The sequence below is a fragment of the Arthrobacter sp. KBS0702 genome, from assembly GCF_005937985.2.
GTDB lineage: Bacteria > Actinomycetota > Actinomycetes > Actinomycetales > Micrococcaceae > Arthrobacter.
In genome coordinates, this window is sequence record NZ_CP042172.1 from 1,047,222 (window position 1) to 1,061,156 (window position 13,935).

General features: G+C 70.7%; 10 protein-coding genes. 6 read left to right on the top strand and 4 right to left on the bottom strand.

All coding sequences use genetic code 11. The annotated features are described in order from the left end of the window. Nucleotides 1-15: 15 nt before the first annotated feature. The 6 genes from FFF93_RS04780 to FFF93_RS04805 all read left to right on the top strand — a co-directional run bounded on the left by FFF93_RS04780 (nucleotide 16) and on the right by FFF93_RS04805 (nucleotide 8,782). Nucleotides 16-477 (top strand): adenylyltransferase/cytidyltransferase family protein, encoded by a 462-nt coding sequence (locus FFF93_RS04780; protein ID WP_138769937.1) that lies wholly within the window; start codon nucleotides 16-18, stop codon nucleotides 475-477. Then, nucleotides 474-1,658, top strand: coding sequence for a DUF1972 domain-containing protein (locus tag FFF93_RS04785; protein ID WP_222424646.1), 1,185 nt, complete (start codon nucleotides 474-476; stop codon nucleotides 1,656-1,658). The genes FFF93_RS04780 and FFF93_RS04785 overlap by 4 nt, the downstream gene beginning before the upstream one ends. Then, entirely contained in the window at nucleotides 1,655-2,497 is an 843-nt protein-coding gene (locus tag FFF93_RS04790) for a CDP-alcohol phosphatidyltransferase family protein (RefSeq protein ID WP_138769936.1), read from the top strand. The genes FFF93_RS04785 and FFF93_RS04790 overlap by 4 nt, the downstream gene beginning before the upstream one ends. Then, on the top strand, nucleotides 2,494-3,255 hold the full coding sequence (locus FFF93_RS17080; RefSeq protein ID WP_138769935.1) for a hypothetical protein: 762 nt from the start codon (nucleotides 2,494-2,496) through the stop codon (nucleotides 3,253-3,255). Before FFF93_RS04790 ends, FFF93_RS17080 begins: the two co-directional genes overlap by 4 nt. 56 nt (nucleotides 3,256-3,311) lie before the next feature. Beyond that, nucleotides 3,312-4,226: a hypothetical protein gene (locus tag FFF93_RS04800; protein ID WP_138769934.1), complete on the top strand. Its 915-nt coding sequence runs from the start codon at nucleotides 3,312-3,314 to the stop codon at nucleotides 4,224-4,226. Nucleotides 4,227-4,339: 113 nt separating this feature from the next. Further along, nucleotides 4,340-8,782 (top strand): PKD domain-containing protein, encoded by a 4,443-nt coding sequence (locus tag FFF93_RS04805; protein WP_138769933.1) that lies wholly within the window; start codon nucleotides 4,340-4,342, stop codon nucleotides 8,780-8,782. A 75-nt stretch (nucleotides 8,783-8,857) separates the two neighbouring features. On the opposite strand, the gene FFF93_RS04810 is transcribed toward FFF93_RS04805, so the two are convergent. The 4 genes from FFF93_RS04810 to FFF93_RS04825 all read right to left on the bottom strand — a co-directional run bounded on the left by FFF93_RS04810 (nucleotide 8,858) and on the right by FFF93_RS04825 (nucleotide 13,711). Further along, a complete protein-coding gene (locus FFF93_RS04810) occupies nucleotides 8,858-9,814 on the bottom strand; it encodes a right-handed parallel beta-helix repeat-containing protein (protein ID WP_186372232.1) in 957 nt (318 codons plus the stop codon). A gap of 243 nt (nucleotides 9,815-10,057) precedes the next feature. Next, nucleotides 10,058-11,020 carry a glycosyltransferase family 2 protein gene (locus FFF93_RS04815; RefSeq protein WP_138769931.1) on the bottom strand — a complete coding sequence of 321 codons (963 nt, stop codon included), beginning with the start codon at nucleotides 11,018-11,020 and terminating at the stop codon, nucleotides 10,058-10,060. Beyond that, the gene (locus FFF93_RS04820; protein ID WP_138769930.1) at nucleotides 11,013-12,554 is read right to left on the bottom strand and encodes a lipopolysaccharide biosynthesis protein; all 1,542 of its coding nucleotides are present in this window, start codon (nucleotides 12,552-12,554) and stop codon (nucleotides 11,013-11,015) included. Before FFF93_RS04820 ends, FFF93_RS04815 begins: the two co-directional genes overlap by 8 nt. Beyond that, nucleotides 12,551-13,711 (bottom strand): glycosyltransferase, encoded by a 1,161-nt coding sequence (locus FFF93_RS04825; RefSeq protein WP_138769929.1) that lies wholly within the window; start codon nucleotides 13,709-13,711, stop codon nucleotides 12,551-12,553. The genes FFF93_RS04820 and FFF93_RS04825 overlap by 4 nt, the downstream gene beginning before the upstream one ends. Nucleotides 13,712-13,935 lie beyond the last annotated feature (224 nt).

Consider the following 13,935-nt stretch of genomic DNA (forward strand, 5'->3'; position numbering starts at 1 on the left):
ATTGAAAGGGAAAAAATGGGTCTCAGAATCGGTTACGCGCCGGGGGCGTTCGATTTGTTCCACATCGGGCATCTCAACATCCTCAAGCACGCCAGGAGCCAATGCGACTTCCTGGTCGCCGGCGTCGTCTCGGACGAAATGCTGGAACAGGCCAAGGGGAGGCGCCCAGTGGTCCCGCTGGCCGAGCGGATGGAGATCGTCGCCAGCATCGGCTACGTGGACAAGGTCTACGCGGAAACTGTCCCGGACAAGCTCCAGGTCTGGGAGGAGCTCCGATTCAACGTCTTCTTCAAAGGCGATGACTGGAAGGGCACCCCCCAGGGCGACAGGCTGGAGGCCGCGTTCCGGGCCGTCGGCGTGGACGTCGTCTTCTTCCCGTACACCGTGCAGACGTCCAGTTCCTCGTTACGCACCGCCTTGGAGTTGATCAACCGTTCGCCTGAACCCGGCCAACGCCTCCATGGGGTGCGGCTATGAGCGGGCTGCATATCGCGATGGTGGGCACGCGCGGGGTTCCGGCCCGCTACGGGGGTTTCGAAACCGCCATCGAGGAAATCGGGCAGCGGCTCGTACAGCGCGGCCACCGCGTCACGGTCTACTGCCGTGAGATGGGCGACGGCGCCCGGCCGGCCCGGCACCTCGGCATGGACCTCGTCCATCTTCCGGCGCTGCGCAAAAGGTCCCTTGAGACGCTGAGCCATACCGGGCTTTCCGTCGCCCACCTGCTCCGGCATCGTCCGGACGCCGCCATCGTCTTCAACGCGGCCAACGCGCCCTACCTGCCCGCGATCCGGGCCGCAGGCGTTCCGGTGGCCACCCACGTCGACGGGCTGGAATGGAAGCGTGCCAAGTGGGGCCGGGCCGGCCGGAACTACTATCAGCTGGTCGAACGGCTCGCGGTCCGGTGGTCTGACGCGCTGATCGCGGATGCGGCCGGCATCCAGGACTACTACCGGGAGAAGTTCGACGCCGACACGGTCTACCTGGCCTACGGGGCGCCGCTGCAGGCCGGCGGCGGCACCGACCGGCTAGGGGAACTGGGCCTGGCGCCCCGCGGCTACCATCTCGTCGTCGCCCGCTTCGAGCCAGAAAACCACGTCCACCTCATCGTCGAAGGGTTCGCCCGGAGCGCCGCCCGGCTTCCGCTCGTCGTCGTCGGCTCTGCGCCCTACTCGGACCGCTACACAAGCATGGTCCACGGACTCGGCGACGACAGGGTCCGCTTCGTGGGCGGCATCTGGGACCAGGAGCTGCTGGACCAGCTGTACGCGAACGCGTTGGTGTACTGGCACGGACACTCCGTGGGCGGCACCAACCCCTCGCTGCTGCGGGCCATTGGTTCGGGCACGGCCACCAACGCGTTCGACGTCGGATTCAACCGCGAGGTGCTCGAAACCGCCGGGCGGTATTTCGCCGGCCCCGACGACGTCACCCGGCTGGTTCACGAGGCCGAAAGCCCCGGCTCCGACGCCGACGCCCGGGGGCGCCACGCCCGGCAGCTGGCGCGCCGCTACAACTGGGACGACGTCGCGGCCGGATACGAACAGCTCTGTGAGGGGCTCCTGAGCACCAGGAGCCGGAGCGCCCGGCAGGGCCCCGCGGCTGCAACCCGCGACCGGACTTCGGCGCCTCGGCCGAGCCTGGGAGCCGGACAATGACCGCCGTCGATCCGGGAATCGGTACGGCCGCCCCGGCCGGCACGGGCTACCGGGACACCGTGAAGCAGCTTGCCGCGGCGCAGAAGACGGCGGCCCGCGGGGCGCCGGCGTACTCCCGCTACGTCAACCGCCGGCTCGGACGGCTGCTGGCCGCGCTGGCCCTTCGCGCCGGGCTGGGCCCCAACGCCGTCACGGCTATCAGCGCGGTCTTCACCTTCTCCGGGATCGCCCTGCTGACGGTCTTCCCGCCGTCAGGGGCGCTCGGGATCGGGGTGGCACTGCTGCTGGTGGTCGGCTACGCCCTTGACTCGGCCGACGGACAGGTCGCCCGGATGCAGGGCAGCGGATCGCCGGCCGGAGAGTGGCTGGACCACATGGTGGATGCGGTGAAGACCTCTGCGCTTCCCTTGGCGCTCGCCGTCGGACTGTACCGCTTCGGCGCGGTGGACCGCTGGTGGCTGCTGGTCCCACTGGCCGCCGCCGTCATCTCAGCCGTGCTGTTCTTCAGCATGATCCTCACCGAGCAGCTGAGGCGCCAACACAGGCTGGTCTCCGTCGCAGCCCCGGGCAACCGGTCCTGGGTCCGGTCGGTGCTGGTGGTCCCGATGGACTACGGGGTCCTCTGCCTCTCCTTCGCTTTCTACGGCGTGGTTCCGCTTTTCCTCGCCGTCTACACCCTGATCGTCGCCGCGACGGCAGGCTTCCTGCTGCTGGCATCCGTCAAATGGTTCCGTGAGATTTCCGCCTTCCCGCCGGCGCCAGGCCGCGAGAGCCGGCAACGCCTCCCGCAGCCGACCGAACCAACCGGCAGCATCACTGGAACTGGGGTCCCGCAATGAACACAGCACACCACGGGCAGGGAGGCCACAGCGCCGGGAGGCGCCGGCGCCTCCTCGCCACCTCGATCGGAATTTCGGCGCTGCTCGCCCTGGGCGGCACGGTCTGGGCCTCCGGCCAGGACACCGTCGCCAGGGCGGCAGGCGAACGGCCCGGGCAGGACACGGTTGCCGGGTCGGCCAGCCCAAAGCCGGAGACGGCGGGGCCCGCGGCGCCCGCCCTCACACCCTCCGCAGCCGGTGGCCCGGCGGCAAACACGGTGCCGGGACCGGCGGCCGTGTCTCCCGCTGCCCGGCCTGATCCCAGCCCGGTAGACCGGCAGGGCAAATCCGAGCAGCAGCTTGCCGAAATCCCGCAGCCCACCGCGGCCCCGGTGGATTTGAAGGACAAGAAGGACCTCAAGGGCGGTGTGTCGGCCACCATCACGGAGGTACAGGCCGTCCAGGGCGAAGCGAAAGGCATCGGTGAAATCGCCGGGCCGGCCGTCCGCTTCAAGGTCACGGTGACCAACAGCACCGCACAAGCCCTCTCCCTGGGGTCCGCCGTCGTCGACCTGACGTTCGGCCGGGACGAGGAGCCGGCCGGACCCCTGAGTGGTCCGGACACGGCCGCCTTCCCGTCCTCGGTCGCGCCCGGAGACACCGGCACCGGGGTGTTCGTCTTCGCGGTCCCCCTGGAGGCCCGGGACAACGTCAAGATCCATTTCAATCTTGAGGCCGAGACGCCGGTGGCGACGTTTGCAGGCAAGGTGCCGGCCTAACCGCCTCCGGCAGAGCTATCAGAACCGACCGTTGAATCACAGGAAAGGATCCAGCCATGGCAACACAACTGGACAGCCTGCCCTCACTGCTGCTGGTGCGGACCACGGCCCGGCGGGGAAGGAAGGCGGCCAAGCGGCTGCGGGCGCGCGTCACCGTGGCGTACCTGCGCCTTCGGAACCTGACGGCCCGGCGGTGTGCCACCGGCACCGCCCCCGTCGTCGTCTCCATGACAACGCACGGGGACAGGCTGCAGACCGTTGCCCTCGCGCTCGAATCGATCGCCCGAGGCAGCACCAGGCCGCAACGCCTGCTGCTGTGGCTTCAGACACCGGAGCAGTTCCGCACCACTCCGCCCGCCCTGCGCCGGCTGGAACGCCGCGGCGTGGAGGTGCTGCTCAGCGCGGACTACGGCTCCCACACCAAGTACTACCCGTACGTCGCCTCGGTGGACCGCCACACCCTGCCACTCGTGACCGCCGATGACGACATCGCCTACCCGAGGAACTGGTTGGCCCTGCTGACCGACGCCAACCGCCGTCACCCGGGCGCCATCAGCGGGCACTGGATCAACGTGATCGGACCCTCGGTGGACGGGATCGCCGACTATGCCACCTGGGCGCGGGCACGCGACACCGCCGCCCGGACGGCCAACTTCGCCGTGGGCGCCTCCGGAGTGCTCTATCCGCCGGCGATGCTTCAGGAACTGAAGGCGCACGGCACCGGTTTCGCCGCTGCCTGCCCGAATGCTGACGACATCTGGCTCAAGTGGGTGGCCCTGCGCGCCGGGATTCCGGTCCGGCAGGTCCGTCCGGTCCCGCGGCATTTTCCGATCATCCCGGGAACCCAGGGCGAGGCCCTGATGCACACCAACGTCGGCGCAAGCCGAAACGACCACTGGATCCGAGGCCTCTTCACGGCCGAGGACGTGGCGGTGCTGACCAGCAGCGCCGCCAGACACCGAATGGACTAGAGGGGAAGCACATGTTCCGGAACGCCACGCTGGGGAGCGCTCAGTCGAAGGATGATGCAGGGTTTGCGCCCGACCCGGCGCCGGCAGGCGCCGTATGGAATCAAACAAAACGAATGCTGGCGGTGTTGCTGGGCACTGCCCTGGCGGTCTCGCTGGTGCTGGTGGGTGGTCCGCCGTCCGCTGCCGACACCGCGCCGGCCGATCCGGCCAGCCCGACCACACCGGTGACGGTCTCCGCCGACGCGTTGCCGACCGCCCAGATCAACGGGGTCGCCTGGACACAGCTTGTCATTGGCAACACGGTCTACGTTGGCGGGGACTTCAGCGAGGCCCGGCCCGCCGGTGCCGCGGCCGGAACGGGGGCGGTCACCCGGAACAACATCCTGGCCTACAACCTGACCACGGGGGAGCTGTTGAACAGCTTCACCCCGAGCTTCAACGCCGAGGTGACGGCGCTGGCCGCGTCCCCGGACGGATCGCGGCTCTACGTGGGCGGGTCTTTCACCACCTACAACGGCGCCACGGTCTGGCGCGTCGTCGCGCTTAATCCATCCAACGGCGCCCTCATCATGAGCTTCCTGCCGAAGATGTCCGCCTCGGTCCGCGCGATCGTGGCGACGGACAGCACGGTCTACCTGGGCGGCTTGTTCGGCTCCGTGGGCTCCGTGACCCGCAACCGGCTTGCCGCGGTCAGCGCCGCGGACGGAGCACTGCTGCCTTGGAGCCCGGTTGCCGAGGGCGGCCGGGTCAACGCCATGACACTCTCTCCCGACGGTGCCAGCATGGTGGTGGGCGGCGCCTTCACCACCGTCAACGGGTCCAGCAACCCAGGGCTGGGCCTGGCCAAAGTGGACACCGGAGCCGGCGCCCTGCTGCCGTTCCAAATCAACAGTATCGTGCGCGACGGCGGGACCAACGGTGCCATCACCACGCTCGCCAGCGACGGCACCAGCGTCTACGGGGCGGGCTACACCTTCGGCCGCACCAGCACCCTGGAGGGGATGTTCTCGGTCAAATGGTCCGATGACAGCACCAACTGGATCGAGGACTGTCATGGGGACAGCTACTCCATCAAACCGCTGGGCGACGTGATCTATCTGGCCGGCCACCCGCACTACTGCGGCAACATCGGCGGCTTCCCGCAGACGGAACCTTGGACCCACAACCGGGGGCTCGCGTTCGGCAAGCAGGCCACCGGCACCATCACCACCGAAAGCCACGGCTACACCAACTTCGCGGGCAATCCCTCCCCGCCGCTGCTGAACTGGTTCCCCACCATCAACTCCGGCACGTTCACCGGCCAGGACCAGGGCCCGTGGACGGTCAACGGCAACGATGACTACGTGGTGATGGCCGGCGAATTCACCACAGTCAACAACCAGCCCCAGCAGGGCCTGGTCCGCTTTCCCCGGACCGGCATCGCCCCGAACCAGCGCGGCCCCCGCGTTTCCGGGGCGAACCTGACACCCACGCTGTCCAGCCCCGCCGCCGGCACCGTCCGGGTCCGGTGGCAGGCCAACTGGGACCAGGACAACGAGAACCTGGTCTACGAAGTCCGGCGCAACGGCGCCGTCATCGCTACCGTCAACCAGGCCTCAACGTTCTGGCGCCGGCCCGGCATGACCTACCTGGACACCTCCCGGGTACCCGGCCAAAGCTACACCTACCGCATTTTCGTCCGGGATCCCTTCGGCAACGAGGCCCGCAGCGACACCGCCACGATCACCGTGCCGGGCGCCGTGGCGGCCCCGGGCAACTACGCCCAGCAGGTTCTGGCCGACAAACCCGGAAACTACTGGCGGCTCGGGGAGGGCAGCGGCGCCACAGCCGTGGACCTGGCCGGCCGTGACGACCTGCTGCTGCAGCCGGGTGCCAGCTTCGGCGCCCCGGGCGCCTTGAACAGCGAGGCGGACACCGCCGTCGGCTTCAACGGCACCCAGGACGCAGTGGCGGGCGATCCGTCGCTGGCGGCCAGGCCCAACACTTTCAGCACCGAGGCCTGGATCCGGACCGACTCCACCTTGGGCGGCCAGATTATCGGCTACGGGAACAGCCAGGCCGGGCTCTCGGCCGACCTGGACCGGACCGTCTACATGGACCCCGCCGGCCGCATCTTCTTCGGCGTCCGGCCCGGCGGCAGCCGCGGCACCCGGACCACGATCAACTCCACGGCGAAGTTCAACGACAACCAGTGGCACCACGTCGTCGCCTCCCTTGGCACCGACGGCATGAAGCTGACCATCGACGGGGTGCCCGTGGCGTCAAGGACCGACACCACCGCCGCCTGGCCGTTCGACGGCTACTGGCGGATCGGCGGCGACAACCTCGACGGCTGGCCCAGTTGGCCCGTCAAACTCAAGGGGCAGCCCGCCTACATCAGCTACCTCAAGGGCCAGATCGATGACGTCGCGCTCTACCCCGCGGTCCTGCCGCTGGCCCGGATCCAGGCCCACTACGTCGCCTCCGGACGCACCGTGGACGCGCCGCCGTCCCCGCCGGTGGCGGCATTCAGCTCCACTGTCAGCGGGCTGACCGCGACGCTGGACGGCAGCACATCCTCCGACGCCAACGGCCCCATCGCCGCCTACGCCTGGGATTTCGGCGACGGTTCCACCGGAACCGGGGTGACCGCGGAGCACAGCTACGCGACCGCCGGCAGCTACCAGGTGCGGCTCACGGTGACGGATAACTCCGGCAGCACCGCGAGCGTGACCCAGACGGTCACGGTGACCGCGCCGCCGGCCAACCGGCCCCCAACGGCCGCCTTCACCTCGACCGTGGCCAACCTGGCAGCCGCCTTCGACGCCGCCGGCTCCACGGATCCCGACGGCGCCATCAGCGGCTACGCCTGGGATTTCGGTGACGGCGGCTCCGGGACAGGTGCCTCCGTGTCACACAGCTACGCCGCGGCCGGGAGCTACCGGGTGACCCTCACGGTCACGGACGACGCCGGCGCCACCGGTCAGCTCACCCGCACCGTCACGGTCACGGCCCCGCCGGCCGACACTGTCCTGGCCGCGGACGCCTTCGGACGGACTGTTACCGGTGGATTCGGCACCGCCGACGTCGGCGGAGCCTGGACGGTGGCCGGCGGAGGCAGCAACTTCTCCGTCGCCAACGGATCCGGAGCCGCGACCATCGGCACCGCCGGTGCCAGCAGGTACGCGTACCTGAACGGCGTCGCGACGGCAGCCTACGACGGCCGAATCACCCTCTCGGCCGACAAGGTCCCCGACGGCGGCGGCATGTTCGCCACGCTGGTGGGCCGGCGGGCCAACAACAACGAGTACCGGGCCAAGATCAAGGTGGCCGCCACCGGGGCCGTGTCGCTCTACCTCACCAAGGTGGTGGCCGGCGCCGAGACGACCATTGCCGGGCCGCTGGCCGTGGCCGGGCTGACCCTGGCCGCCAACGACCCGGTGGTCATCCGCCTCAAGCTCGACGGTACCGCGCCGACCGCGGTCAGCGGCAAGGTCTGGCGCGCCTCGGCAGCCGAACCCGCCGCGTGGCAACTGACCGTCAGCGACGCCACGGCGGCCCTGCAGGCCGCGGGCGCTGCCGGCGCCGGCGGCTACGTCTCGGGTTCCTCCACCAACCTGCCGGTGGTCCTGCGGATGGACAATCTGAACATCACCGCAGGCGGCGCGGCCCCGGCACCCAATGCGGCCCCGGTGGCGGCGTTCACCTCCACCGTCAACGCGCTGCAGGCCAGTTTCGACGGCACCGGCTCCACCGATACCGACGGGACCGTGGCCGGGTACGCGTGGAACTTCGGCGACGGCGCCGCCGGAAACGGCGCCACCGCGTCGCACAGCTACGCAGCTGCCGGAACCTACCAGGTGACGCTCACGGTCGCCGACAACGCCGGCGCCACCGGCACCCTCACCCAGGCCGTGACGGTGACCGGGACCCCGCCGCCGGGTCTCCTCGCCGCGGACGGCTTCGGGCGCGACCTGGCCGGCAGCTGGGGGTCGGCCGACACCGGCGGGGTCTGGACGCTGGCCGGAACGGCCGCCAACTACACGGTGACCGGCGGCGCGGGGATCATCACCACGCGCTCCGGCGGGATCTCCCGGCTGGCAACCCTGGCCGGTGTCTCCACCACCGCCACCGACCTCACGGTGAAGTTCGCGCAGGACAAGATCGCCACCGGCGGCGGCACCTACGTCGGCGCCGTCGGGCGCAAAGTCGGCGGCGACGAATACCGGGCCAAGCTGCGAATCGCCGCCACCGGCGCGGCGACGCTCTTCCTGACCCGGGTTTCCGGCGGCACGGAGACGACGCTGCAGTCCGCGGCGGTGACCGGCATGACGGTGGCTGCCAACGACCAACTCCGGCTCAGGGTGCAGGTCACCGGAACCAACCCCACGACGGTCAGGGCGAAAATCTGGCGGGACGGGGCCGCCGAGCCGGCGGCCTGGGGGCTGACGGCAACGGATGCCACGCCGTCGCTGCAGGCGGCCGGCAGCATCGGGCTGCTTACGTACCTCTGGAGCACGGCTACCAACGCCCCGGTGGCTGTTCGGTTCGACGACTTGTCCGTGGCCAGGCCATAGCGGGAGGGGACGAAGGATATTCATGGGCTCTGCCAGGCGGGGTTGGGCGTGCCCGGTGAGGTGCCGGTGGCCGGGTCAGCCGTTGAAGCGGATCCCGCCGGTGGTCCCCTCGCCCAGGAGGGCGAGGCTGTCTGCCCACCGGTTCGTCGCCAGGCCCGGCACCGAACTCGCCGCGCGGTTGATCACCCGGACGGGGTACTTCGAGCCGTGGCCGAAGTCGAACTGGTTGCGGCCCAGATAGTTGGCCGCCACCGTCACCGTGATGGTGGCGTACTTCCCGTGGTCGATGTTGATGGACGTCTGGCCGTCGTCCACCCAGTTCTTTTCGACCACGACGTTGCCCAGCCGGCCGACATTCTGCTGCAGCATGATGCCGATGCCCGCGTGCTCGCCGCGGGGGCTCGGGCCGCTGCCTCGGCCGGGCGTGGCGCTGGCCACGATGGTGTTCCCGACGATCCGGATGTTTTCGCCGCCCTGCACCTGGATGCCGTCGTTGTGGGTTCCGTCGCTGTGGGCCGGGTCGTTGGACCAGAACGTCAGCGAATGGATGTAGTTTCCCTCGGCCGTGACGTTGGCGCCGGGAGGGCCGCCGGGACGGTTGAAAATGCCGAGGCCGTCGTTGGTGCCCTGGATGTGGTTCCGCCGGGCCGTGTAGTCATGGCCGACGATGCCGTCACGGTAGTAGGAGGGGCGGTCGGGGATGATCGTGTTGTCCTGGACCTGGAGGTTCACGACGCCGGCGTCGGTGGCATCGACGATGCCGGTATTCGAGGCCGGGATGCCCGGGCCGCCGTGGAGCCTGCTGTTCCTGATGGTGACGTTCTTGGCGCGGACCTTGATGTCGCCGTAGATCTCGAGGCCGTCGAGGATCGTGCCGTCCCGTGTGATGACCAGATCCGCCCCGGCGGAGTTGAACGGCTTCAAAGCGGTTCCGGCGGGCACCCCGGTGGTGGCTGCCGAGGGGCGGTAACTGCCGACGGCGAGTCCCGATCCGGCCGGCTGCGGGACGACCGGTGCGGCTGGAGCCGCCATCGTGGGCGGCCCGGGCGGACGTTGCGCCGCAGGCTGTCCGCACCCCGCCATCAGGACAGCGGCCCAAACGGCCGCCGCAAGCGAGGCGCCTGTGCTCCGGGTCGGGCGGGCCATGCTGTTCACCTCAGGGGTCTCGTTACCGGCCCCGCCGGGGGCGGAGCGCTGCGGTTGAGACCTGCTTGTACGCTATCCGAGGTCCGGCCAGCTGTCCAAGGGTGTGCCGCGGCGCGGCAGGGGCGGGGGCTATTTCCGGCGGTACTCGCTGTACACGTAACCGAAGGCCGCGGACGCCATCCCCAGTCCCCGCGCGGCGGTTCGCAGGCCCATCGCCTGGTGTGCCATTGAACCCGTGAGCAGCCCCGCGCCGAGGCGTGCGGCGCCGCCGAACAACCGGAGCGAACCGGACGCCAGCGACGAGGCCCTGGCCGCCAGCCTGGGACCCGCGGCGGCGGCCAGTTCCAGGTTCACCCGCGCCGCCGAGTTGCCGCTTCGCAGCGCCCGGCGCAGCACCCAGCCGCGGGTGAGGCGGGACGCCGGAACCCGGTCCACCACGACGGCCTCGTCGCACCACAGCATGGACCCGCCCCGTTGCACCAGTTGGCGGGTGAAGAGCGTGTCCGAGCCGCCGCTGAGGCCGAACCGCTCGTCGAAGCCCAGGCCGAGCGCATGGATCTGGCGCAGGTCCAGGAGCAGGTTGTTGGTCGCTGCAACACTCAGCCGGGTGCCGGTGGCGAGCCTGCGGCGGCGGAAGAACCGTCCGGCCTGGATCCAGGGCTCGGGCTCGTGTTCGTACTCGCTGATGACCGGGCCGACGACGGCGGCGGCTCCGCTCCGGCGCTGCAGCTCCACAAGCTGGGACAGCCAGCGTTCGGAGGGGACTTCGTCGTCGTCGATGAAGACCAGCAGGGCCGCGGTCCCGGCATCCGCGAGCGCCCGGTTCCGCGCGGCGGCGATGCCGGGCCGTGGCTCGTGCGCATACCGGACCAGGCCCGGACGCAGTGTAGCGGCGATGTCCTGCACGGCGGCCCGCGCGCTGCCCGCCGGGTCGTTGTCGATCACCAGCACAGTCGCGGTCGGCAGCGGACCGCCGGCCAGGGTCTCCGCCTGCGCGGCGAGGCGGGGGAGCGCGAGGCTGATGTCCTCGGGCCGGCGGTAGGTCAGGACCGCGATCACCACGTCCCCCGCGGAGTCGACGTCGTCAGCCATGGAGGCCTCCTGCCTGGTTGTGGACGTCCGGGGATTCCGGCGTGTCAGGTGCGGCCGGGGACGGCGGGGTGCGGGGGCGGCCCGAACGGTTGCCGGCCCGCCCCGCGAGGCCGCGGGCCTGCGACACGACGCCGGCCAGGATCTGGCGGTGGAACAGCCACAGCGCCGCCGCCGCCAGGGCAAAGAAAATTACCAGCCCGCCAACGAGATGCCACAGCCGGTCCGCGTCCCCGAGCTGCCACAGCCCGTAGCCGGCGGCGCCCCACACCGCGGCGTGGGCCGCCGGCAGGATGGATGCCAGCTGCGACCTGGCCGACACTCCCGTCAGCCGGGTCTGGATCCGCAGTAACACCGGGGTCAGCAGGAAGCCGGCCGCGGTGTAGCCGACGGCCACTCCAAACACCCCGAACTGCAGGCCGATGACGATCCCACTAACCTGCACCACGGCGGCCAGGACCTCGTAGCGCACAATCAGGGCCCCGCGGCCCAGCCCCTTCATCAGCGAGGGCGTGATGTAGAAGATCGTCTCCCGCGCGCCGCCAATCGCCAGGACACTGACCAGCGCCGCCGCCGGCATCCAGTCCGGTCCGAGGACCAGATGGACCAGCTCCGGCGCGGCGCAGGACACGAACACCATCAGCGGAACGGCCGAGAAGGCTAGGATCCTGGTGGCGGCTATGAGGCTCGCGGCCACCCGCTCGGGTTCCTTCGCCGACCTGGCGAAGGCGGGGAACATGACCCGGTTGACGGTTTGGCCGATCAGCTGCACCGGGACCACGAGGATCCGGTAGGCCATGCCGTAAATGGACAGGGCCGAGACGCCAAGCACCCGGCCCACCAGGATGTTGTCCAGGTTGCGGGAGAAGTAGGCGAGGCAGTCGGTGGCGAAGACGCTCAGGCTGAATCCGAACAGCGGGGCCACGGCGCGGAGCGCGAGGTTCGGTGCCGGGCCCCGGCTCGCCGCGAGGAGCATTGCGGCGCCGACGACGTCGGTGACGGCCACCTGGTAGACCATGGACCACGGACCGGCCCCGGCGACTGCGGCGCCGATGCCGGCCGCGCTGCCGGCCGCGGCGGCTGCGATATCCGCCGCACCGACCCGGTGCAGCTGCAGCTCCCGCGCCAGCAAGGCCCGCGGTGTGATCGCGAGCGCCTTGACCGGGACGATGAACGCCAGAGCGCGCAGGATGGGTTCCAGGTCCGCCACTCCGAAGAACCCGGCCACGGCAGGGGCTGCGAACCAGGTTGCTGCCGCCAGGACGGCGGCCACCAGCAGGTTCAGTGTGGCGGTGGCCCCGGCCAGCCGCCGGGTGATGTCCTGGCGCTGGATCAGCGCCGCGGACAGGCCCTGGTCCAGGAGCAGCGCCACCAGACTGATGTAGACAGTCGCGGCGGCGATGGTGCCGTAGCTTTGCGGTCCCAGCAGGCGGGCCAGCACCACGGCGCAGATGATTTGGAAGCCCTGCCGGGCCAGCACGGCGCCGAAGCTCCAGCGCACGCTGCGGGCGGTTCTGCCGGCGAGGCCGGCTGTCATTGACGGCCGCCGGCGGCCTGGGCAAGGTGGTCGGCCATCACCTTTCCGTAGCGCTCCGGGCTGTGCCGGAACTCCGCCTCGGCGGAGTCTGCCCGGGCCTTGGCGGCGTAGTCCGGCCACGAGGCAGCCACCCGGGCCAGCGCCGCGGCAAGGCCTGCGGCGTCGCCGGGTTCCACAAACTGAGCCGAACGGTAGCCGCCGGCGGCCTCCCGCAGCCCGGAGGTATTGCTCACCACAACGGGCCGTGCGGCCAGCAGCGCTTCCACGGCGGTGTTACCGAACGGCTCCTCCAACCGGGACGGGACCACCACGACGTCGGCGTCGGCCAGGAACGGGAAGACGTCGGCCTGGAAGCCGTGGAACGTCACGTGCGCCGCGGCGCCGCCGTCGGCCACCTGGCCCCGCAGCGCCGCCTCGTAGTCCTCATAGCCGGGGAACACCGCCCCCACGACGGACAGGTGCGCGTCGGTGCCGCGGCGCCGCAGCCGCAGCAGGGCGTCGACGGCGACGTCCACGCCCTTGCGGTGCGAGAGCCGGCCCACGTAGGCGATCCGCAGCCCGCCGTGCAGTTGCCCCCTGGGCCGGGCGGGCTCCGCGGGGCCCGGCACCCCGTTGTAGACCACTGTGGAGCGCCCGCGCAGGGCCGGCAGGGAGGCGGCCAGGGTGTCGGCGCTGAACCGGCTGTTGGTCAGGATGCTCCGGGAAAGGAGCAGCGGCGCGACCAGCGCGGCCCGCAGCAGGCGGGGGGCCCTCGCCTCGGCTTCGTGGACGTGGGTGACGACCGGGACCCCGGTCAGCCGGCCGGCGATGGTCCAGAGCGGCACGGTGATGGTGTTGGCCAGGATCACGTCCGGTCGTGTTCCGCGGATCACGCCCACGCTCCGGGGCAGGCCGCGTGCCGACTCCGCCGCCAGACGGAGCAGCCCGGGCCCGGAGAGCAGGCTCTTGCGCAGCACGGGCGTGGGCGACAGGACGACGGCGGCGCCGCGTCGTTCGAGTTCGGCAATCAGCGGCCCGGGCTCGGGCAGCGCCACCAGGACCCGGGCGCCGGCGCCGTGCAGGCCCTCGATGGTTTCGAGGAGCACACGGTCCGACCCGTAGAGGTCGGCACTGGGATGCGCCACCAACACCGTGAAACTGTGACCGGTCTCGTCCATCTTTCCCCCCGCAGATCCGTACCCCGGCGGACGGGACGCCCATCGGCAGGTCCGGCTGGCCGCTCGCGCGTCCCCGGTCCTGGCGAGGAAGCGTTGAGACCCACGGAATCCGCCCAGGCTTAGGGAAAGACTACGGCCGGCTTTCGGCTTTGGCTAGGATGCGGTTCCGCCTCCGGCGGAGCAGCGGATTGCGCCCGGCCTCCGGGGGCCGGCGGCACCGGAGC